The 22769-nt window shown below is 38.4% G+C and carries 21 protein-coding genes and 2 tRNA genes; 6 read left to right on the forward strand and 17 right to left on the reverse strand.

What is annotated here, in order from left to right:
* Positions 1–5: 5 nt before the first annotated feature.
* The 3 genes from H6607_03785 to H6607_03795 all read right to left on the reverse strand — a co-directional run bounded on the left by H6607_03785 (position 6) and on the right by H6607_03795 (position 5883).
* Positions 6–1028 (reverse strand): rod shape-determining protein, encoded by a 1023-nt coding sequence (locus tag H6607_03785; protein ID MCB9261473.1) that lies wholly within the window; start codon positions 1026–1028, stop codon positions 6–8.
* Positions 1029–1220: 192 nt separating this feature from the next.
* Complete coding sequence (gene purH, locus H6607_03790) at positions 1221–2738, reverse strand: bifunctional phosphoribosylaminoimidazolecarboxamide formyltransferase/IMP cyclohydrolase (protein MCB9261474.1); 1518 nt, start codon at positions 2736–2738, stop codon at positions 1221–1223.
* Between the two features lie 67 nt (positions 2739–2805).
* On the reverse strand, positions 2806–5883 hold the full coding sequence (locus H6607_03795; protein MCB9261475.1) for a hypothetical protein: 3078 nt from the start codon (positions 5881–5883) through the stop codon (positions 2806–2808).
* Between the two features lie 115 nt (positions 5884–5998).
* Here H6607_03795 and rocD point away from each other — a divergent pair, with 115 nt between their 5' ends.
* Genes rocD through H6607_03810 form a run of 3 tightly spaced genes read left to right on the forward strand, consistent with a single transcriptional unit; the run spans position 5999 to position 8526 of the window.
* Positions 5999–7234 carry an ornithine--oxo-acid transaminase gene (gene rocD / locus H6607_03800; protein MCB9261476.1) on the forward strand — a complete coding sequence of 412 codons (1236 nt, stop codon included), beginning with the start codon at positions 5999–6001 and terminating at the stop codon, positions 7232–7234.
* Between the two features lie 15 nt (positions 7235–7249).
* Entirely contained in the window at positions 7250–8074 is an 825-nt protein-coding gene (locus H6607_03805) for a zinc-dependent peptidase (protein MCB9261477.1), read from the forward strand.
* On the forward strand, positions 8059–8526 hold the full coding sequence (locus H6607_03810) for a GNAT family N-acetyltransferase (protein MCB9261478.1): 468 nt from the start codon (positions 8059–8061) through the stop codon (positions 8524–8526). The genes H6607_03805 and H6607_03810 overlap by 16 nt, the downstream gene beginning before the upstream one ends.
* 8 nt (positions 8527–8534) lie before the next feature.
* On the opposite strand, the gene H6607_03815 is transcribed toward H6607_03810, so the two are convergent.
* Positions 8535–10271: a hypothetical protein gene (locus H6607_03815; protein MCB9261479.1), complete on the reverse strand. Its 1737-nt coding sequence runs from the start codon at positions 10269–10271 to the stop codon at positions 8535–8537.
* 17 nt (positions 10272–10288) lie between these two features.
* Positions 10289–11551, reverse strand: a complete 1263-nt coding sequence (locus H6607_03820) for an ABC transporter permease (protein ID MCB9261480.1) — start codon at positions 11549–11551, stop codon at positions 10289–10291.
* Positions 11552–11580: 29 nt separating this feature from the next.
* Between H6607_03820 and H6607_03825 the strand changes: the two genes are divergently transcribed.
* Positions 11581–12780, forward strand: coding sequence for a DUF1343 domain-containing protein (locus H6607_03825; protein ID MCB9261481.1), 1200 nt, complete (start codon positions 11581–11583; stop codon positions 12778–12780).
* A gap of 89 nt (positions 12781–12869) precedes the next feature.
* A complete protein-coding gene (gene porQ, locus H6607_03830; protein ID MCB9261482.1) occupies positions 12870–13928 on the forward strand; it encodes a type IX secretion system protein PorQ in 1059 nt (352 codons plus the stop codon).
* A gap of 8 nt (positions 13929–13936) precedes the next feature.
* Here the strand turns inward: porQ and H6607_03835 are convergent, their stop codons facing one another.
* The 12 genes from H6607_03835 to rseP all read right to left on the reverse strand — a co-directional run bounded on the left by H6607_03835 (position 13937) and on the right by rseP (position 22484).
* Positions 13937–14830: a geranylgeranylglycerol-phosphate geranylgeranyltransferase gene (locus tag H6607_03835; protein ID MCB9261483.1), complete on the reverse strand. Its 894-nt coding sequence runs from the start codon at positions 14828–14830 to the stop codon at positions 13937–13939.
* Positions 14831–15382 carry a peptide deformylase gene (locus H6607_03840; GenBank protein MCB9261484.1) on the reverse strand — a complete coding sequence of 184 codons (552 nt, stop codon included), beginning with the start codon at positions 15380–15382 and terminating at the stop codon, positions 14831–14833.
* Positions 15366–15791 (reverse strand): Holliday junction resolvase RuvX, encoded by a 426-nt coding sequence (ruvX, locus tag H6607_03845; protein MCB9261485.1) that lies wholly within the window; start codon positions 15789–15791, stop codon positions 15366–15368. Before ruvX ends, H6607_03840 begins: the two co-directional genes overlap by 17 nt.
* A complete protein-coding gene (locus H6607_03850) occupies positions 15792–16238 on the reverse strand; it encodes an energy transducer TonB (GenBank protein ID MCB9261486.1) in 447 nt (148 codons plus the stop codon).
* A 9-nt stretch (positions 16239–16247) separates the two neighbouring features.
* Positions 16248–16706: a TonB family protein gene (locus H6607_03855; protein ID MCB9261487.1), complete on the reverse strand. Its 459-nt coding sequence runs from the start codon at positions 16704–16706 to the stop codon at positions 16248–16250.
* A 106-nt stretch (positions 16707–16812) separates the two neighbouring features.
* Complete coding sequence (locus H6607_03860) at positions 16813–18087, reverse strand: TonB family protein (GenBank protein ID MCB9261488.1); 1275 nt, start codon at positions 18085–18087, stop codon at positions 16813–16815.
* A gap of 112 nt (positions 18088–18199) precedes the next feature.
* A complete protein-coding gene (locus tag H6607_03865) occupies positions 18200–19567 on the reverse strand; it encodes an MATE family efflux transporter (GenBank protein ID MCB9261489.1) in 1368 nt (455 codons plus the stop codon).
* A 130-nt stretch (positions 19568–19697) separates the two neighbouring features.
* Complete coding sequence (locus tag H6607_03870; protein MCB9261490.1) at positions 19698–19994, reverse strand: GIY-YIG nuclease family protein; 297 nt, start codon at positions 19992–19994, stop codon at positions 19698–19700.
* A 94-nt stretch (positions 19995–20088) separates the two neighbouring features.
* The gene (locus H6607_03875) at positions 20089–20385 is read right to left on the reverse strand and encodes a GIY-YIG nuclease family protein (protein ID MCB9261491.1); all 297 of its coding nucleotides are present in this window, start codon (positions 20383–20385) and stop codon (positions 20089–20091) included.
* Between the two features lie 42 nt (positions 20386–20427).
* Positions 20428–20511, reverse strand: a tRNA-Leu gene (locus tag H6607_03880).
* 124 nt (positions 20512–20635) lie between these two features.
* Entirely contained in the window at positions 20636–21157 is a 522-nt protein-coding gene (gene hscB / locus H6607_03885) for a Fe-S protein assembly co-chaperone HscB (GenBank protein MCB9261492.1), read from the reverse strand.
* Positions 21158–21161: 4 nt separating this feature from the next.
* Positions 21162–22484 carry an RIP metalloprotease RseP gene (gene rseP, locus H6607_03890; GenBank protein ID MCB9261493.1) on the reverse strand — a complete coding sequence of 441 codons (1323 nt, stop codon included), beginning with the start codon at positions 22482–22484 and terminating at the stop codon, positions 21162–21164.
* Positions 22485–22649: 165 nt separating this feature from the next.
* On the opposite strand from rseP, the gene H6607_03895 reads away from it, so the two are divergent.
* A tRNA-Cys gene (locus H6607_03895) sits at positions 22650–22723 on the forward strand.
* The last annotated feature ends 46 nt before the right edge of the window (positions 22724–22769 follow it).

Genomic DNA, 22769 nt, shown 5'->3' on the forward strand with positions numbered 1-22769 from the left:
TTAGATTATTGCATAATGGTTCGGTAACTTGGTAGATTTTTTAGGGCAATTCCTGTTCCTTTCACAACGGCTTGCAATGGGTCTTCGGCCACATAAACAGGCAATTTCGATTTGCTCGAAATACGTTTGTCCAAGCCTCTCAAAAGGGCACCACCACCAGTCAAATACAAACCGGTTGAGTATATATCGGCACTCAATTCTGGTGGAGTATTTTCTAAGGCTTTCAATACGGCTTCCTCAATTTTTGAAATGGATTTATCTAACGAAAGAGCAATTTCGGAATAAGAAACCAAGATTTGTTTTGGAATGCCTGTCATCAAATCTCTACCGTTTACGGCATAATCTTCCGGTGGATTTTCAAGTTCGGGCAGAGCCGCTCCAACCTCAATTTTTATTTGTTCGGCAGTGCGTTCGCCAATCATAAGGTTGTGTTGCCTACGCATGTATTCAATAATATCCTCCGTAAAATCATCACCAGCCACCCGAATAGATTCGTCAGAAACAATGCCCGACAAAGCAATAACGGCAATCTCGGTTGTGCCACCACCTATGTCTATAATCATATTACCCATAGGTTCAGAAATATCGATGCCAATACCAATAGCAGCAGCCATTGGCTCAGGAATCATATAGACTTCTTTGGCTCCGGCTTTTTCGGCTGATTGTTTTACGGCTCTTTTCTCAACTTCTGTAATACCCGATGGGATGCAGATTACCATTCTTATCTGAGGGGTAATAAAACTTCCTTTTCGGTTAATCATTTTTATGAAACCACGAATCATGTGTTCGGCCGCTTTAAAATCGGCGATTACACCATCTTTTAGGGGTCTAATAGTCTTTATGTCTTCGTGGGTTTTGCCATGCATTTTTTGGGCTTCTTTGCCAATGGCTATTATCTCGCCCGTGCTGCGTTTCATGGCAATAATTGACGGCTCGTTCACCACCACCTTGTCTTTGTGAATAATTAACGTATTGGCTGTGCCAAGGTCAATGGCTACTTCTTGAGTCAAAAAGTTGAAAATACCCATCTATGTATGTAAAATCTCGAGTTTTCTAATTAAAAAATATACCGTTTTGCAAAGGTTTTGCAATATTACTTTAATATGGTGTGATTTATCAATTTTTCGTAATAAAAATAATAGCAGTCAATTTTTATTCTCAGAAATTGCTCGTTGGCGATTCTTTTAAAACCCTATCGTCATAAAATTGCATACAATAGGTTAATGTTTAAAATGCCGATATCCGGTCATTACCATAGCCATTTTATGTTGGTTGCAATAGTCAACCGAAAGTTGGTCTTTAATACTGCCACCAGGCTGAATTACTGCACTAATTCCCGCCTTGTTGGCTATTTCTACACAATCCGGAAACGGAAAAAAAGCATCACTTGCCATGACAGCACCATGTAGGTCAAAATTAAAATTTTTGGCTTTTTCAATAGCCTGATTCAATGCATCTACTCTTGAAGTTTGACCTGTGCCGCTGGCCAACAGTTGGCCATTTTTGGCAAGCACAATGGCGTTGCTTTTGGTGTGTTTTACTAATTTATTGGCAAAAAGCAGGTCAGCAATTTCTTGGTTGGTTGGTGGTGTGGTAGTCACAATTTTGAGTTCTGATTCTTCAACAATTTTGTTGTCTCTTTGCTGAATGAGTTTTCCGTTTACCGCCGACCGAACCGTTTTTTCAGTCCATTTAAAATCAGAAAGTTGCAGCAAAATTCTATTTTTCTTTTGTTGAAGAATTTCGAGTGCATTTGCCTCAAAATTTGGAGCAATCAACACCTCAAAAAACAAATCGTTCATGGCATTGGCCACGCTTTCGGTTATGGTTGATAAAGTTGCCAAAATGCCGCCAAATGCACTCACAGGGTCGGCTTCAAGGGCAGCAGCGTAGGCCTCGTCAACCGTGGGTCTAACCGCAAAACCGCAGGCATTGTTGTGTTTTAGTATTCCAAAAACGGCATTTTTTTCGTGTTTAAAATCGCCAATCAAAAGCAGAGCGGCATCAATATCCAGTAGGTTGTTGTACGATAATTCTTTACCGTGCAGTTGTTTGAAAACGGACTCTATATTTCCGACAAAATGAGCTTCTTGATGAGGGTTTTCTCCATATCGCAGTGGGGTAGAATTCAATTCACCAAAATAGTTGGATATGTGTCTATCATAAATGGCAGTGGTTGAAAATGCCTCAAATGCCAAATTTTTTCTAAACGCAATGCGGCTACCGCAATTATTTTCTTGCAAATGGCTCAACACTTTTGAGGGTTGATTTTTGTTGCAAATGATGATTTTATCGTTAAAGTTTTTGGCTGCTGCACGAATCAATGAAACACCGCCAATATCAATTTTTTCGATGATTTCGGATTGGTTGCTGGTGTTTTTTACGGTTTCTTCAAACGGATATAAATCAACCCACACCAAATCAATATTTTCTATATGATATTCTTGAAGTTCTTTTTGGTCATTTTCGTTTTCTGCCCGATTCAAAATTCCACCAAAAACGGCAGGATGCAAGGTTTTTACACGTCCACCTAAAATAGATGGAAATCCTGTTTTGTCTTCTACCGGCACCACCGGAATGCCGAGGTTTTCGAGGTAGCTTTGGGTTCCACCGGTGCTCAATATAGTCACACCGTTTTGATGTAAATAGTTGGCCAATGCATCAATACCATCTTTGTAAAATACCGAAATTAAAGCCGTTTTAACTGTTCTCAATGTTGTTGCTTTTTGTTGCCGCAAAGGTAGTTCAAAGCCTTTGTTCTATCGATAAATGAAAAGCCTAACAATTGAAACTATGGATAAGTTGTTAAAATGCTTTGCTAAGCGAGATTTTGCCAAGGTGTTTTTGCCAAACATTATTGTCGAAAATCCAGGCAACATCGTATCGAATGGTATATCCATATAGGTTGGTTTGTACACCAAATCCGCCGCTATAGACAAATGGATTTTTAATGTTGTAAATAACAATGTGCAGACTTCCGTTGTCAATAATTTGTTTGTTGGCCGAATTGGAAAGGCTGTATGGAGAAGAACCGAAATAGGCAATTCCGGAATTTGCAAAACCAATGAGAGCCAGATTTTGTATAAAGGCCGATTTAACTGGTTTTTTAATGATAAATTTTTGAAGTGGAAGCCAAATTTCTGAATTTATAAAGGCTACTTTGTTCCCCATTCGGGTATCAAGTTTTGTATTTCGCAAACCAAAAACTGGGGTGACAAAGGTGGCATTTGGCAAAATAGATTCGGGTTCGGATTGCCTGTATTGATTTTGGTTGCCCCCAAGTAGGAATACGTTTTGCGATTTTCCGAAAGAAACCGCAGTAAAAAGATTGTTTTTCCAAAGCCAGTTCTTTTTAATTTTTTTGGTGTAAACGGTGTTCCACTTGGCCACAAACCCAACGGTTCCGTTGGCATTGTATCGGGTGGTAAAGTCCAGCTTTGACCATGTTCCGGTGTTTACCACATTATCAAGTTTGCCCGATTTCTGAAATTTCAATTCTACTGTTTGGTCAAAAACGGTTTGTGTTTTTATTTTTTGATTGATATAAGTTTCATCCACCCAAACCGGAATGAATAAATCGTATCTTGTGGTTTGTATAGCTTTGACAAAGAGATTTTTACGTAGAATTTTGCCAATTTCGAATTGCATCACCCTTATTTCTGATTTGCCTAAGTCTTTATTTTGGTTAAATCGGTTTTGACCATACGAAAAGGTCAATTTTTTTTGATACTTACCCACTCTATTTTGATACGAAATTTTAAGCTGATATAGTCCAAAACCATAGTTAGTACGCAACCTTCCATCAAGTTCGTGGTTTTTAAATTGGTCTTGCATTACCACACCCAAAACAACACCCATTTTATTCCCGACAGTTAGTTGTGGGTCTATTCCGGTGGCAAAATCATTACTCAAAAAATAGCTGTTGTTAAATTGAGCAATGGCTTTTGCGGGCATAAATCTCAAATTATTCTTTGCCAATAAAACCGGATTTGAATACTCCAATTTTTTTAAATCTCGTTCTATTTTTTCAAGCGAATCAATATTGTCGGGCGTCGGAAAGTTTGATTGAAAATATACTTTTGATTTTTTTACACCCGTATCGCTCGGCTGAATGGGTTTGTTTTTACTTGCATTTTTGATTTTTTCGGTTATCATTAAAAGGCTTTTTGTATTTGACGGGTACAAGATGGCTCCAAAATTTTTGCTGCTATCTACAGGTGATATAAAGACAGAGTATTGACCACCCAACAGCAAGGTTTCTATCAAAGAGGTTCGGTCTTTGTTTAAACTTTGCGACAAAATATTTACCCTATAGTCGCTTAGAGCAAATGTTTGTTCATCGAGTTTGTAGGCATACGCATTGTTAATTCCATTTTGATCGCTCAAGAAACTAAGGTACTTTTCATTCAGTTTTAAAGGATTGTTTTCGTTTATGCTATCGGTTTGGGTCACGTTGTTAATGGCCAATACCTCTTTGCCGTTTCTAAACAAATAAAAAATATCTTTTTGCCAGCCGGATACCAGCTCTCTTTTTGGGTCGATAAATAGTATTTTGCTAAAATAAATATTCCCATTTTTGTCGAAGTGTGGATCCAAATCATCATTTGATTCGTCTGTCAACTTATGCAGGTTGCCCGTTTCGGGGTCTAATAAAAAAAGGGAGGAGGAGCCATTTTTGAATGCCGAAATCACTATTTCATTGGTTGATGGATGGTAATCCAAATCATTCACAAAATTCATCGGAATAGGTATTTGCATTAGTTCATTTCCACCCAGTTCCAATTGGGTCAAATATGGCTGAGCTTCATTTTTCATCAACCACAAATGCTTGTTATCTTTCCAGCAAACAAGCCACATTTTGGGGTCTTTCAGCACACCATTGTAGTAATAGAAATGCTCTGCAACTATTTTTCTATCACCTGTGGTTAAGTTGAACACCTCCAAATATACTCTGCCATTTTTGTGATAAACACTCGCAATTTGATCGCCATCAGGAGATAATTTGGTTTTTACAAATTCATATTCATCTGCCGAAAAAACTAAGTCAGGCTTTTGGGGAATTCGCCTTTTCAACTCATGCGAATAAACAGCCGAACCGAAAACATACCATTCTTCATACAGTTGTTTGGTGGTTTCATAAAGCTCGGCATAAATGGCATTTTCTATTTTTGGCGAACGCCTAATAGAAAAAAGAATTTGCTTAATGGCCTCACTTCCTTTTGCATCATCTATAAAAAGCCAGATGTTTTGCCCAACCAAAATTTGCATTTCAGGAGATAATTTGTTGAATGATTCAAAATCGCGGTTCAAAAACAAATCCCTCAAAATATTGTCCTGTGATGTATGCCAGCCCAGAGCCAAATAATTTATTAATCCTTCAAAAAACCAATCGGGAGGGTGCAGTAGGGTAGCATATTTTATGCGTTCCTGAACCATTCCACCATACAACATTTCTACAATTAAATTTTCGGCAATAATTTTAGAAATTTGATTCAACAATTCTACTTGATTTTGGCAAAAATATACATGGCCATCGTTTGATTTTATGGGTGCTATTCCTCCTGTAATAAGTTCATTTTCAAATTTTTGTACGGAGTATGTTTCATTTAATTCGGCCAAAGACGGGTGAAAATAAAGATTGATTTTACCACTTAGTCTGTATCCAATTTTATTCTCAATTTCATTAAGTTTAGAAATAGAAGCAGGTAGTATGGAATGTACTATTTGGTTTGACGAGTCCTGAAAATAAAAATTGAAGTGGTCCGACTTGACCATATACCAACTTTTTGATGCATTATTTTTTCTGTAATAATCTACCTGCTGCGAAAATGATGCAGAGGAGATTAATAAAAATAGTAACCAACTAAGTTGCCTAATTTGCATTTCTCCAAAGAAACGAAAAATTTGGATGATTGGTGCATGTTTTTTTGGCGTTTCGACTTTCGGGATGCAAAAATGCCTGATGGTGTCTTAAAAATTAAAACCCTAAATTCGCAACATGACAAAAAACAACGCTTATTTCATTGAATTAGAGAAAAAATATGGTGCTCATAACTACAAACCGCTTCCGGTGGTTTTGAAAAAAGGGGAGGGAGTATTTGTTTGGGATGTAGAAGGAAAACGATATTATGATTTTTTGTCGGCATATAGTGCTGTAAATCAAGGACATTGCCACCCGCGTTTGTTGCAGGCTTTGACTAATCAGGCCAAAAATTTGACTCTGACCAGCCGTGCGTTTCATAACGACCAGTTAGGAGAGTATGAAAAATTTATCACCGAATATTTTGGATATGATAAGGTGTTGCCCATGAATAGTGGGGTAGAAGCCGTTGAAACCGCTTTAAAACTTTGCCGCAAATGGGCATATCAGGTAAAAAAACTTCCCGAGAATCAGGCGAAAATAATTGTGGTTTCAGAGAATTTTCATGGCAGAACCATTGGCGTAATTTCTTTTTCTACCGACCCTGATAGCCATGGAAATTATGGTCCCTATTTACCCGGATTTGAGGTGGTAGAGTACGATAATTTAGATGCAATGCATGCCGCTATAAATCAACCAAACGTGGCTGGTGTAATGGTTGAACCCATACAAGGCGAAGCTGGAGTGATTGTGCCACAACGGGGCTATTTGGCCAAAATTAGCGAGTGGTGCAAGGCTGCCAATGTGCTTTTTATAGCCGATGAGGTTCAGACAGGCATTGCCCGAACAGGCAAAATGTTGGCTTGCGACCATGAAAATGTGAAACCCGATATTTTGGTTTTGGGAAAAGCTCTAAGTGGTGGTGTGCTTCCGGTATCGGCAGTTTTGACCAATGACGAAATTATGCTATGTATAAAACCCGGTGAGCATGGCTCTACGTATGGCGGCAACCCGCTTGCGTGTGCCGTAGCCAAAGAAGCGTTGCAGATTGTAATAGATGAAAACCTTGTTGAAAATGCCGAAAAGCTGGGTAAAATTTTGAGAAAGAGACTTTTAGAAATTGATAGTGACTTAATTTTAGAAGTGAGAGGAAAAGGTTTGCTCATTGCCATCGACATAAAGCCATTTGGTGATGGTAAAACTGCCTACAACGTATGCCTCGATTTGATGAAAAACGGACTGCTGGCCAAACAGACTCATACACACACCATTCGGTTTGCACCCCCATTGGTCATTACCGAGGAACAGATAAATGAGTGTGCAGATATTATAGAGAAAACAATTGTGAATCTTCAAGTAGAGGAAATAGCATAATCAAGAAACCAAACCATGGAAATAATAATTGTTCTTCTGCTTTTAACGGTCTATTATGCCTCACAACCTATTTATGATATAGTCCGAATTTATAGCCGTTCGTTTCCGGCAATGGATAATGTTATTTCACGCTGTCTCAACGAGCATCCATACTATTCCAAGCTATCGCCGCAAGGCAAGGCCAGTTTTGTGCGAAGTGTTAGAAAACTTAGCCTTACCCTTGAGTTTGAAGAAAAAATGGGTATGTTTTTGATAGACAGCCGAAAATATAAAATTTGTGCTGCCATTGTGCAAATTTGTTATGGTTTCGAAAAAAGGGTTATACCAAAATTTGATACCATAATGGTTTTTCCTGCCCCGTTTTTTAATCCTAGATACGGGCAACCTATGAAAGGTTTTGCCAGCCTTACAGGCAAGTTGGCTCTTAGTTGGGCTGATTTTGAAATGGGCTATAGCGACCAATCCGACAACTATAATCTTGGTTTGCACGAGTTAGCTCATGCCCTTCATATCAACTCCAAGTTTGACGAAACGGATAGCCATTTTAACCGACATTTTGTTCATTGGGAAAAAAACAGTCGAAAGGATTTTGAGGATTTGCAAGAAGGGAAAAACGATTATTTCAGAGAATACGGTGCCACCAATATGCACGAATTTTTTGCTGTGTGTATCGAGCATTTTTTTGAAACACCCCAAAAATTCAATGCCATACTTCCTGATTTATATTTTCGCACGTGCATTTTAATGAATCAAAATCCATTAAACGAACATGGCGATTATGCGTTTGATTTGAATGATTTTCCGGAATTAAAATACAAGGTAAGATGGATTCCAACATAAATTTGGTGGTAAGAAAAGGAAGGAAAGAAGATGTTTCGGATTTGCTAAAACTCATAAAAGAGTTGGCCGTTTACGAGCGGCAGCCGGAGGCTGTTATTGTTTCGGAAGCCCAATTGTTGGAAGATGGTTTTGGCTCAAATCCTTTGTACGGCCTTTTTGTTGCCGAACTTGACGAACAGGTGGTTGGCATTTCACTTTTTTATGTCAGATACAGCACATGGAAGGGTAAATGTGTTTATCTCGAAGATTTGATTGTTACCGAAAAACACCGCCGAAAGGGAGTTGGCAGTGCACTTTTTGAGGCCACATTAAACTTTGCTAAACTCAATTGTTACAACCGATTGAATTGGCAGGTGCTTGATTGGAACACTCCCGCCATTGATTTTTATAAAAAATACGAAGCAAGTTTTGACGGCGAATGGCTGAACGGGGTTGTCGCTTTTGAGCTGTGAAATCAAACTTATTCCACTCGAAAAACAGGATAGGTTAAATGTTCTTTTTCGTATCTATGGCTGTTTTGGTATATCCAAACAAGCTGTTGTTGAGGGTTTTGTGCAAAATTCAGGTCTTTCTTCATTTCCATAAATTTTTGATTCAGCACCGAATCTTTTTTGAGTATTTCGGCAGCCTCATCTTCAAAAACATACGCCGAAAACCATTCTTTTTGTTGCAGAACAGCATCAAAAAAGTTCCAATTAAAATAGCTGTCGGGAGCCTCCGGTTCGAGGGTTTCAATCAAAAACCGTTTCATATTATTATCCAATTTTAGCACATAGTCATATTTTGAGATATGCACTTTTTGGGTGGCTTTTGATATACCGGTTTGATAATGAAAATAGTGCTTTTCATAAGGAACAGTCGATGTTTCAAGAGTTTCAATTCTATAAATCGTGACTTCCAAAACAGTATCGCGACCCATTTCTTGCAACACAACTCCATTGGCCAACAAACGTTTTTCGAGTTCCACAAAACCTCTTTTTAGTATGTAGTATTTTGGAGTTTCTACCGTTTTAGTCGGTTTCATATATTCATAAAACGGGATGTTGGCAGAATAGGCTTTCTCCCGATTGTAAAACAATCTTTTCTCGCCGGTCACTTCACTTGGTTTGTATCCCGATTCATAACCTTTAAATAGAATTTGCGAAACGCTTGTCGAATCAATTTGCCAATCTATGGCAAAGGTTTTCTGGGTTTTAAGTTCTTTTCGGTCTGCAATTTTTTGGTTTCTAATTCGCACGTTGTCCAACAATTCTAACCCAGATTCGAGAAAGGCCAAAGTGGCATTTACCCTTTGTTCATAAGGTTTTAGCATGTGTGTTTCGGTAATATATCCCGGTATTTGAAGCAATGCCAAATAGCCGGTAGAATACCTAGGTTGGTCGTAAAAAGTGGCATAACCTTGTTTTGGCGATTCGTTGTGTACATTCACATACGGACACATTTCAAATCCTTGTTTGCTCATTTTATCTTTCAAAAAGGGTGTCCATGCTTCTCTCAAATTTTTTCCCAATTGTCCACCAATTTTATCTTCTTGGGTAGATAAATAGGTTATTACGTATTGATAGTCGGCACCATTGCTAACGTGTGTTTCTATGTATAAATCAGGGTCAAGTTCGTTGATGAGCGTGGCAAAGGTCTTGGCGTTTTCTGAATCACATTTTATAAAGTCTCGGTTCAAATCGAGGTTTTGTGCATTGCCACGAAAGCCGTATTCCTCAGGCCCATTTTGATTTGTCCTACTAAATTTATTTCTATTTAGCGTGCCGCCAATGTTGTAAAACGGGATAATCACCAAACTGGTTTTAGACAGAAGTTGCTTTTTTTGAGGGTCAGTCATTAGGTTGTGCACCAATACCATTGAGGCATCCACGCCATCCGGTTCGCCGGGGTGTATGGCGTTGTTTATAAGCAAGACTTGTTTCAAACTTTGTTTGTAAGCACCTAAAGGTTTAGGCCTCTCGCCATCAACAATGACAATATGGAGCGGCAAGCCTTCATCTGTCATGCCATATTTTTCAATCGAAATTTCGTCATAATAGGCCGCCATTTTTTCCCAAAAGGCAATTCCTTCTTCATAAGTCGGCGTGCTGTTTTTATTTTCAGAAACCAAAAACGGTGGGATAGGAGCTTCGCCTTTTGGTTTTTTAGAGCATGAAACTAACAAACCGATAAGTGATAGAAGAAAAAGGTTTTTCATTCGGCAAAAATAGGCTCTTAGTCGAAACGAATTGCTTTGACCGGAGAAATGAATTTTACCAAAACGCCCGGCAAAAACATAATTAAAATGCTGATTGTCAGGCTTCCTAAGTTTATCAAAACAAAATGTTTCCATGAAATCATTACAGGTACCACCGACATATAATAGGTTTCTTCTGGAAGAGTCAATATGCCAAAATGTGTTTGTAAAAAGGCAATGCCAAGCCCCAAAACGTTGCCAATAATCATTCCGGGCAAAATCATTAATATGCCTTTAAGCAAGAATATGCGAAGCACCTGTCGGTTTTGGGCACCCAATGCTTTTAAAATTCCAATCATTTGAGTGCGGTCAATTATCAAAATTAAAAATGCCGTAATAAGGTTTACCATGGAAACAATGCCCATTAAAACGATAATGATAATGGCGTTTGAATCGACAATATGAAGCCATTGAAAAATAATTTGATGTTGCGATTCTATATCTTGAGCCCGCATATTCATGGGTATATTTTCATCCACCCAATCGGTCATGGGAGATAAACTATCGAGGTTTTTTATCCAAACTTCATAGCCGCTCACTTTGCTGTAATCAGTGGTGTATATTCGTTGAATAACCCGTAAATCAGTAAAGCAAATGGTTTTGTCAAACTCGCCCAAACCTGTATTGAAAATGCCGGTTAAAACCATTTTTCGCCGCCGCACTTTTCCATTATGAATAAAGTAAATTTCCAAATTCTGTCCGGTATCAACCCCTATTTTGTCGCTTACCGATTTGGAGAGTAGAAATTCGTAGGTGTCGGCAGAATCGCTCAAATTGGGCAGTCGGCCTTTGGTTAAATTTTGTTTGATAAAACTCCAGTTGTAATTGGCCGGAACGCCTTTAAAAACCATTCCCTCAATTTCTTTGTCGGTATTGATAATGCCTGCTTTTATGCAAAATGGCGAAACGGTTTCAATTTCCGGATTTTTGGTTAAAGCATTAATTATTTGTGGGTCAAAGTCTATCAACTTCAGTTCACGACTTTGATTTAAATCAAGATTACGAATATGTATATGTCCGTCAAAACCAATAACCTTGTTGCGAATTTGATTTTGAAACCCCTTAACAACCCCCACAGCCAACAGCATTACAGCTATGCTCAACGCCACACCGGCAACCGCCAACCGAATGATTAATCGTGTGAACGATTTTTCGGAACTGGTGGCAATTTTTTTCCCTACAAAATAGCTGAAATCCATAATTTCGAGCGTTTTAGCTCTGTTATATTTTAAAAAATTCAAAAATGCACAAATTTGGTCTTTTTCTGCTCATGGTTTGGATAATAGCCATAGGGGCGTGTGGAAATTCGAAAGGAAAATCGGAGGCGGTAATAAAAATGGCCGAAGAAAAGCAAACGGAAATTTTAAAACCAATAGAGGTAGGAGCAAGCCAATTGGATGAATATCTGCCTAAACTGTTGGGAAAAAAGGTGGCTCTGATGGTAAATCAAACCAGCACCATTGGCAAAATGCACATTGTGGACACCCTCTTGAGCAAAGGGGTAAACATTGTTAAAATATTTGCACCCGAACACGGTTTTAGGGGCGACCACAGTGCCGGAGCCCACGTAAAAAGCACAATCGATGAAAAGACGGGGCTGCCAATTGCTTCTCTTTATGGAGCCACCAAAAAACCAACCGCCGAAATGCTTAAAGGGGTTGAAGTTATTGTTTTTGATATCCAAGATGTTGGCGTTCGATTTTATACCTACATCAGCAGTATGCACTATTTAATGGAGGCCTGTGCCGAAAACTCTATTGCCATGATGGTATTGGATAGACCAAACCCCAACGGACATTATGTGGATGGCCCAGTGCTGGATATTAAATTCAAATCGTTTATTGGTATGCACCCTGTGCCATTGGTGCATGGCATGACGGTGGGTGAATTTGCCAATATGATAAATGGAGAAAATTGGTTGACAGGTGGCACAAGCTGTCAGCTTGAAGTAATAAAATGTAAAAATTATACGCATGATTCCATGTATCAACTACCCATTCGTCCATCGCCCAATTTGCCCACCATGGCATCCGTTTATTTATACCCTTCGCTTGGTTTGTTTGAAGGTACCGTAATGAGCATTGGCCGCGGAACCGAGCATCCGTTTGAATTGCTCGGAAAACCCAACTTTGGGCAAGGAGATTTTGTGTTTACACCACATAAAATTCCTGGGGTGGCAGACGAGCCCAAATTTGAAAACCAAGAGTGTAAAGGGTTTATTTTAACAGAGTTTGCCAATACTTATATCAAAACAAATAAAAAGCTCTATTTAGAATGGTTGAGGTTGAGCTATCAAGAATGTAAAACAGAAACTACCCCTTTCTTTATTTCTTCTTTTGATAAATTGGCTGGCAATGATGTACTTCAAAAACAAATAAAACAAGGATTGACAGAAGCCGAGATACGACAAAGTTGGCAACCTAAATTGAATGAATTTAAAGAGCTTCGAAAGAAATATTTGTTGTATTAAACATCACTAAATAATGACAGTTTGCCTATTTTAGCTGCAAAATAAAACACAGCAAAGTTTCGTTTGGCTTGTTGTAAAACCTTAGTTGTATGCGTAAAACCCATTTAACATTTCTTTTGCTAATCTTCTGCTCAGGGGCGTTTGCACAGCTTGGAGGCAGCTATTCGTTTGGTTTTGTAAACATTGACCCAACTGCAAGAACAGCGGCTTTGGGCAGTAGTTTGTTGGCCGATTTTGGAAACGACATTGGCACGGCATATCACAATCCATCCACGCTAAATCCAAAAATGAATAATATGGCTGCCTTGTCATACAACAACTATTTGGCCGATATAAATAGTGGTTTTGCAGGCTACGTAAAGACCATTAAAAACTTTGGAACCATGAGCGGAACAATGACCTATAATGATTATGGATATTTTGATAAAACGGATGAAACAGGAGCTATCATTGGCCGTTTTTGGGCAAACGATTACATTTTTCAAGTGGGCTACGGCAATGTTTGGCAGCAGGATGACCGATTTACCTACGGTATAAATTTTAAATTTTTATATTCGGTGTATGAAAAATATGTAGCCACGGCATTTGCTTTTGATTTTGCGGGAGCCTATCACGACACCGCTCGGCTGTTTGACATGGCCGGAATAGTTCGAAATTTGGGATACAATGTCATTCCATATCAAGATATTCGTGTTGACTTACCTCTTGATTTACAGTTTGGAATAAGCAAAAAGCTGAAACATAATCCGTTAAAATTTACGGCGGTTGCTCACAACCTTCAGCGTTTCGACATTAGTTATGTAAACACCAACGCCCGAAACAAAAACATTGATTTAGAAACGGGAGAGGTGTTAAACCAAAAAGTCAGTTTTGGAGATAAAATGATGCGACATTTAAATGTTGGTGCAGAGTTGGTTTTTTCTGATAATTTTCAGGTTCGGGGAGGATATAATCATCAACGTAGAAAAGAATTGGCGGGAGAAACTTATAAAGGCTCTGCCGGTTTTTCGTGGGGATTGGGAATTGCCATAAAAAAGTTTAAGTTGGATTATGCCATGGTTACCTATTTTCCGGGATTAAATGTAAACTACATAACTGTTTCAAAAAACTTATCCGATTTTAAACGAGCCAAACCGGAGAATTATTGAGATTTAGTTTACAAAAACAGCATACTTAAAAAGCCGGTAATCATAACATACTTAATAAGTTGGCTTAAAAAAGAAAAGTTTTCTGTGCTACGGGCGTTTGACAAATTAAAACAAAATGCTGCCAGCGGCACACCAACGCAAACAATTTGATAACCTATAACGACCCATTTTAACGGTTGAAAAAAGGAGGGTACAAACCAGTAGATATTGATTTGAGCGAAAACTACCAAAATGAAAACCGACAAAACCAGAGTGAGGTTGCGGGTGGTTGTAATGCCCAAGACGATAGGTAGTGTTTTGGCTCCTGTTTCATGGTCGCCTTGGTAATCTTCGAGGTCTTTTATCATTTCACGAATAAGGGTAATAAAAAAAGCAAACCCCGCATAATACCGGATGAGTTGATTATATTGAGGCATTTCTTCGCTGATATTCCCCAACGGATATTGTGAAAGAAACGCAACGTAAACAACAAAAATGGAAATACCAGCAAAAAGGGCTACCAACAGATTGCCGACAAATGGCCAGCGTTTAAACCAAAGGGAGTAAATCATCATCAAATTGACCACCGAAAACATGATGAAAAAAACACTTCCGTTGATAGAGTTGGAGAGCAATAATCCGAAGGCATTGAGCAAAACGAAGCTCAACCAAGCCAGTTTAATATTCCAAAACCGGATGTACATTTTTTCGGGTTTATTGATGCTGTCGGTTTTTGTATCCAACATGTCGTTAAACAAGTATCCGGCTGCAGATATGGCTATGGAGGATGCGACAAGTTTCCAAAGAATGGGATTGGTTAAAAAAGCATATCCCGATTCAAAATCTAAAAAACGAAAGGTTAAAACCTGCAACAAACCAATAATGGCAAGGTTTAGCGGTCGAAAGATTTTGAGTGCGTTCAATTATTTTTTTGGAAATTTCATTCGATAATTTACAGACACTTTTCCGGCGGTTATGTCGGCCAATTTCCCTTTCAAAAGTCGGCGTTTTAAAGCCGAGATATGGTCTATAAACAAAATGCCTTCAATGTGGTCGTATTCGTGTTGAATAACTCTTGCGGTAAGTCCGTCAAATATTTCTTCGTGGGTTTTAAAGTTTTCGTCTTGAAATTTTAGTTTTATTGTGCCGTTTCGAGCCACGTTTTCTCTAATTTTTGGTATGCTCAGGCAACCTTCTTCAAACTCCCAGGTATCGTTGTATTCGTCAATCATTTCGGCATTGATAAATACTTTTCTGATACCGTCTTTTTCATTTTCGTGCATAAGGCTGCTGTCTATCACAAACATTCGAATATCAAGTCCAATTTGAGGAGCAGCCAAACCCACACCATCCGATTCGTCCATGGTTTCGAACATGTCGGCAATTAGTTGTTGCAGATTGGGGTAATCTTTGGTAATGGTCTTGCATTTTTTACGTAAAATGCTGTCGCCATAAGCCCTAATAGGTAAAATCATTCTTGCTTGTTAAATAGTCCTGCAAAATTAAACTTGCACTTGTAGAATCCAACAGTGACTTATCTTGCCTTTTTTTCTTTTTCAAACCACTGTCGAACAAGGCTTGTTTTGCAATTTTAGAGGTAAAACGCTCATCGTATCTGTCTATTTTATGATTGGGCAAGGCTGCCTTTAGTTTTTCTATAAAGGCTAAAATTTCTGTTTCTACCGCCGATAATTCGCCCGACATGCGGCGTGGTTGGCCCACCACAATGGTTTCCACCTCTTCTTTGATGCAATATTCTTTCAGATAGTCCAACACCTCGCTATTTGCGACCGTAGTCAACGGCGAGGCGATAATTTGCAAGGGGTCGGTCACGGCCAATCCAACGCGTTTCATTCCAAAATCGATACAGAGTATTCGGGGCATTTATTTTTTCTTCTTTCTGGGTTTAGTTTCTCCATCAATGTTTACCCGAATGGGTAAAATAAATTGCATCCTGACGGGTTTCCCATCAATCATGGCAGGTTTCCATTTAGGCATCTTTTTGACAACTTCAACTGCGGCATCTATTAGATATTCATTTTTACATGGACTCATATTTTCCTCAACATGAACATTGCTTAATGCTCCGTCTTGGTTCACAACAAACCGAACTATTATTAGACAATGTATATCTTCATCACTGTTCAGCACTACCTCAGGAATGTCAATATTATCTTGAATAAATTTTTCTCTTGCCGAATCGCCTCCTGTAAATTCAGCCTTTTCGGTTACGTGAAACCATTCATAAATTTCTTGAGAGGTGCTGTCTTCGCTTTGAGCAAAAACATTTGTAGAAAGTGCAACAAAAAATATTAAGTAGCTGATTTTCATGGAATAAAATTATTTTTTTCTTTTCTTTTTGGGAATGTATGGTGTTTCTGAATCTATCCTTATGCGAATGGGCATCATAAATCTCATTCGTACCACTTTATCTCCTTGAGTAGCAGGTTTCCATTTTGGCATACGTTTAACCACGTCAATGGCGGCTTCTTCTAACCCAAAGCCTAAAGGAGTTGTTTTTTTTGAAGTATCCAATTGAACATTGCTGACACTCCCATCTTTTTCAATAATAAACTTGACAAAGATAGTGCCGTTTATTTCTTTCTTTGAGTTCAGGGCAATTTCCGGAATTTTCATATTTTTAGAAATAAACTCCTGTCTTGCGGAGTCCCCTCCCGGAAATTCAGCCCTTTCGGTTACCTGATACCATTCATAATTTTCTTGAGTGGTGCTGTCTTCACTTTGTGCAATTGCACCTGACGAAAAGGCTAATAAAAGGATTAGAATTATGTTTTTCATAGGTCAAAGATATAGTTTTTGAAATTTTTAAAAATGATTTTCTTTCATATAGACCTGACAGGTTTTCAAAACCTGTCAGGTCTGTAGATGTCTATGAACTTAAAATTTATTTTTCAAATTTAACAACCGTGGTCATTCTACTCCTCACGATTACATCCCCTTGTTTTGCTGGAATCCATTTGGGCATTTTTTTAACAACCTCAATGGCAGCGTTGTCTAACTCAGGAATTTCCTTTCTTTTAGAAAAATTAGATATTTCAACGTTGGTGATACTTCCATCTTTTTCAATTACAAATGCCACAATCACAGTAAATCCATCATAACCATTTTGACTCAAAAAACTATCTGGGACTATTAGATTTTCGTTTATGAACTTATTTTTTTGTTCTTCTCCACCCGGAAATTCAGCTTTTTCAGAAACGGAGTACCATTCGTAAATTTCATTGGATTGGTCGTTCACTAAAATCTCGTTTATTAATGTTCCGTTGTCAAAATAGAATTTACTATTCAGAGTGTCAAATTTTAGTACAAGGGTAAGATTTTGGTATGAATCAGGATTTATATCCGTAATTTTTTTAGATATTTTTAGTGTGCTTTTCGACAGTTTTGAAATAATTTTTGAGGTAAGACTTGGAGTTAATCTTCCCTGCCATATTTTGGAGTTTCCATTATTGATACTTTCTGATTTCAAATCAATTACTTGAAAATCAGACCCCAAAATTTTGATATTGAATATAAGTGAGAAAATTTCCTCATTTTTAATAAAAGCAACCGCATCATTACTATCAAAAAGTGAGTTGATTTGTTTTATTAGTTCACCGAGGTTCTCGAAATCGTCATAATTCAAAATATGTTTGACCGTTTTAAATTTTCCAACAGTAGGTATGGGTTCAATATTGAAATGATTGTCGTTTGGAGAATAGTCAAGCGGTGTCTTGTCAAGCACATAAACTTTATCTACAATTTCCAATTGATTTGTTTTACCAAATTTAACAACAGCCACAACCTCAATTATTTTATTTTTATCTATAGGCAAAAATTCATTCGGATCGAAAATTATTTCAAATGAATCTAGGGTTTGGTTTAGGAAAGAAAGATTCTGCCATTGTGAATTTGAGTAATCTTTAGAATCAAATGGTTCTAAGCTGGAAAACTCGTAGAAACCAGCCTTATTAAAACTATAAACAGCATATTTTTTTTCATTCAAAAAATCTCCAAATTCAGCTCTAAAAGTCGAATCCTGAAGTAGCATATTTAAAGTGTCGGTAATTTTGTCAATTCCTACTATTTGATGGGGTTTATAAGTTTTGTATTCTACATCCTGAGCAAAACCTCCCCAAAAAGAAGTAAATAGAATCAGCATTGATAGATATCGTTTCATGTCTTGAAATATTTAAACGAATCAAAGGTATAAAATTAATCATACAATGCTCACACTTGCTCTGAGATACAAAGACTTGACAGGTTTTTAAAACATGTCAAGTCTTTGTATCTCATACCTCTGTTTTTTTCCAATTTCCCATTTTAAAAATATAAATGGCTACAATGGCCAGCAAGGTTTCGGAGGTGAGGATGGCAATATAAACGCCGTCTTGATTCATATTTAGGAACTCTGTTAATAAATACGCCAACGGAATTTGGATAATCCAAAATGCAAAGAAGTTTAAAATGGTTGGTGTTTTGGTGTCTCCGGCACCATTAAATGCCTGTGCCACCACCATGCCGTAGGCAAAGAAAATGTAGCTTACACTCAAAAACCTCATACAACGAATACCGTGTTTGAGCGATTCGCTGCTTTCGGCAAAAACTCCAATAATTTGTGGTGCAAAAGCGAAGTAAAATATGGAAACTATCCCTAAAAATATGGCGGCATATCGAGCAGTTATCCATACGGCTTCTTCGGCTCTGTCTGTATTTTTTGCCCCTAAATTCTGACCCACAAGGGTTGCTGCTGCATTGGCCAAACCCCAAGCCGGAAGAATGGTAAATACAAAAACCCGAATGGCAAAAGTATATCCGGCCACTGATGAGTCGCCAAAACCCGACATGATTCGCATTAAAAAAATCCATGAGGCGGATGCCACCACAAATTGACCAAAGCCGCCTGCACTTACCTTTACTATGTTCCATATCAGGTCTAATTTTGGTTTAAAATGGTATGAGGCAAGTTTTAAAATTCCACTGCCTTTAAACAAAAAATAGAATTGAGTTGCTACAGCGGTTGCCCTGCCAATGTTGGTGGCGTAGGCTGCACCCACCAATCCGTATTTGTGAATTAGAATGGGGTCGAGGATTATGTTTATTCCATTGGAAATGATAAGAACTCGCAGGGCTAAAACCGCGTTTCCGGCACCTCTAAAAATGCCATTTAGCAAAAATAAAAACAGGATGACAAAGTTTCCACCAATCATCCAGCGGGTAAATGAAACGCCGTTTTTGATGGTTTCAGGTTTGGCTTTCATTAATTCCAATATTTCGGCAGGAAATACAATGCCTACAAAGGAAATGATAATGGAAACAAACAAACCCAACAGCATGGTTTGAGCCGCGGCCTTGTTAGCTTTTTCCGTTTTTTTCTCACCTATTCTGCGGGCAACAATTGCGGTGGCTGCCATGCTAATACCAAACCCCAAAGAATAAACAATGGTTAGCACCGACTCTGTGAGGCCAACAGTGGCCACAGCTTGGTCGCCAAGTTCGCTCACAAAATAGATGTCAACTACAGCAAAAAGGGATTCCATGAGCATTTCCAATACCATGGGAACCGCCAAAAAAACAATCGCTGATTTTAATGGAACATGAGTATAATCGCGTTCAACACCTTTCAACGAATCAATTACATTTTGCCAGAAGTTTTTCATTTTTTACTAAGGGGACGAAGATAGGTAAATAGCTTTGGCAACATTTTAATAAAAAAGCTCTGATTGCTCAGAGCTTCAGTACCCAGGGCCGTGTCGTCCCGATAGCTATCGGGACGACACGATATTGCTATCATTGGTGTTTTTCTAAAAATCGCACAATTAGCTTTTGAGTCATTTCGGGGAATTTGATAAGATTTTCAATATACACCTTACTTTTCATTTTTTTGATGTGAGCCTCGATATTACGGGCTTGGGAATAATCCAGATTATCCATTTTAAAAACAAGTTGCCAATCAGAAGCCGCCGTTGTGAATGAGCCGAGATATTTTTTAGACTGATGCTCTTCCAATCGCTCCAAGAGGTTTATGCAACTGCCAACATAAAATTTTTCGAGAGATTCAGATTTAAGAATATAAACAAATGCCATAGTTGATTTAATAAAAAAAAGCTCTGATTGCTCAGAGCTTTAGTACCCAGAGCCGCGTCGTCCCGATAGCTATCGGGACGGCACGATATTGCTATCATTGGTGTTTTTCTGAAAATCGCACAATTAGCTTTTGAGTCATTTCGGGGAATTTGATAAGATTTTCAATATACACCTTACTTTTCATTTTTTTGATGTGAGCCTCGATATTACGGGCTTGGGAATAATCCAGATTATCCATTTTAAAAACAAGTTGCCAATCAGAAGCCGCCGTTGTGAATGAGCCGAGATATTTTTTAGACTGATGCTCTTCCAATCGCTCCAAGAGGTTTATGCAACTGCCAACATAAAATTTTTCGAGAGATTCAGATTTAAGAATATAAACAAATGCCATAGTTGATTTAATAAAAAAAGCTCTGATTGCTCAGAGCTTTAGTACCCAGGGCCGGGGTCGAACCGGCACGATATTGCTATCATTGGTGTTTGAGACCAACGCGTCTACCAATTCCGCCACCTGGGCAAATCTTTGTTGGGTTTAAGAGACCAACGCTCTACCTCCCGATAGCTATCGGGATCCGCCACCTGGGCAAATCTATGTTGGGTTTTGAGAGACCAACGCTCTAACTTTTGAATGAAGTTCTCCGTTAGAGGGCTGCAAATTTATCAATAGAGTTTCGTAATCGCAAAATATATTTTCGCTGTAAATAAATTTCTTTGATTTCGGTTAAAATATTTTTGTCGCCGGATCTTTCAAAAGCCTCTATTTTGCTCATAAGTCGGTCATTTGTTTGTGTTTCGATTAGTGCAAAATCCGTTGAAATATTTTTTATTTCTTCCATATTTTCCTCCATTTGAGCATCTGTTATTCGCTCGTTCCATTCCATCATTTCCATCAAAAAACTGGTGGATAGTTTATCTTCTTGAGTTAGGGATACATTCAACAAATCGAGGACGTATTTTATCCGTTCGTCTGTATCATTCAGTGTTTTCCAAGCCTGATTATTGAGGGAAGTAGCCATCAAGGCTTGCTCATAATCTTCATCGCTGTTTCCCACCGAAAAATCCGGATGGTTTTCTCTCGAAATTTGAAGGTATCGTTTCCTTATTTTTTCTAAATCAGGTAGAAAGGAAACTTCAACTCCAAAATGTTCGAAGAAATTTTTCAATGAATTAATTTCCCTTAATAAGATTCCAAATGTCGTTGCCCATAGTCAACGCCATCAAGGTTAAAAGTAGTGCCATACCAATGTATTGAGCCACTAATAGCACCTTTTCTGAGGCCGGTTTTCCAGTTATCATTTCCCAAGTTAGAAACAACATGTGGCCACCATCGAGAGCCGGAATAGGCAGGGCATTCATCAATGCCAAAGCCAGCGAAATCATGGCTGTCATGCTCCAGAACCGATGCCAATCCCATGTGCCACCAAAGAATTTTGCCATACCAATAACACTTTTCACCTGATTTGCAGGGATTTTTCCGGTGGCAATTCGTTTTAAACCAACGGCATTGAAGTATATATTGTCCCAACTTTCTTTAAGAGAATATTTGATTGCCGAACCCAGACTATATTTTGTTCTTGCCGATTCGTAAATTTTGAGTTCTGGCCCAAAACCCAGTTTTCCGGCAGTGTCAACTTGGGCTTTTGTCTGTTTTATTTCGCCATTTCGCACATAGCCCACAGAAATTTCTTTTCCTTTGTTTTTGGCTAATTTGTCGCTTAGTTCTGCAAAATTTCGTATGGCTGTGTCATTAATAGAAACAAGTCTGTCATTAACCATCAATCCTGCATTTTTAGCATTCGGTACTTCATCAGACAATTCGCTTATAAAAATACTTTCGTGTGTTCCAATAAGTGCTCCTCGGTTTGATTTTAAGATTCTGAAAATGGTATCTGGAATGGTAATGGTTTTCAATTCTCCATCTCGCTCCACCACCATATCTCCGCCAAAAATGGCCTCCATGCCCATATAGTCGTCATATCGCTCGTAGGTGTTTCCGTTAAGGGTAATCAGTTTATCGCCATCTTTAAAACCCAGTTTTTCGCCTATTTCACCTGCCAAAATCCCTTCCTGGTTTACTGTGTCTATAGTTACGTAGTCCTTTTCATAAACTTTCATAACCATAACCAAAAATAGAAAACCCAGGATAAGATTAACTACAATACCGCCAATCATTACAATAAAGCGTTGCCATGCCGGTTTGCTTCTAAACTCCCAGGGTTGTGGAGGCTGTTTCATTTGCTCTTTATCCACCGATTCGTCAATCATTCCGGCTATTTTTACATAGCCGCCAATGGGCAACCATCCTATACCATATTCGGTGTCACCTTTTTTTATACTGAATAATTTTTTGCCCCAGGCATCAAAAAACAAATAAAATTTTTCTACCCGAATGCCAAATGCACGGGCAGCAAGGTAATGCCCAAGCTCATGGAAAGTAACCAAAATGGCCAATGATAAAATCAACTGTCCGGCCATTATTAATCCTGTCATACTGCTTCTTGTTTATTTTTAATGGCCGCGAAGATAAGAATATATATACCGCAATGCTTCTAAATTTGGATATAATGGGGTGTAAATCGGATAATCAACTTTTTTCAAAAATTTTAAATTAAAACTAAAACAAAATTTTAGTTTTGCGGTTCGATTTTAACAAAAGGTCGGATGGCCGAGCGGCTAGGCTCAGCTCTGCAAAAGCTGCTACACCGGTTCGAATCCGGTTCCGACCTCCAATCAATTCAAAATCCTTCCCGATTGGGAGGGATTTTTTATTTTCGC

Source organism: Flavobacteriales bacterium, assembly GCA_020635395.1.
Taxonomy (GTDB): Bacteria; Bacteroidota; Bacteroidia; order NS11-12g; family UBA9320; genus UBA987.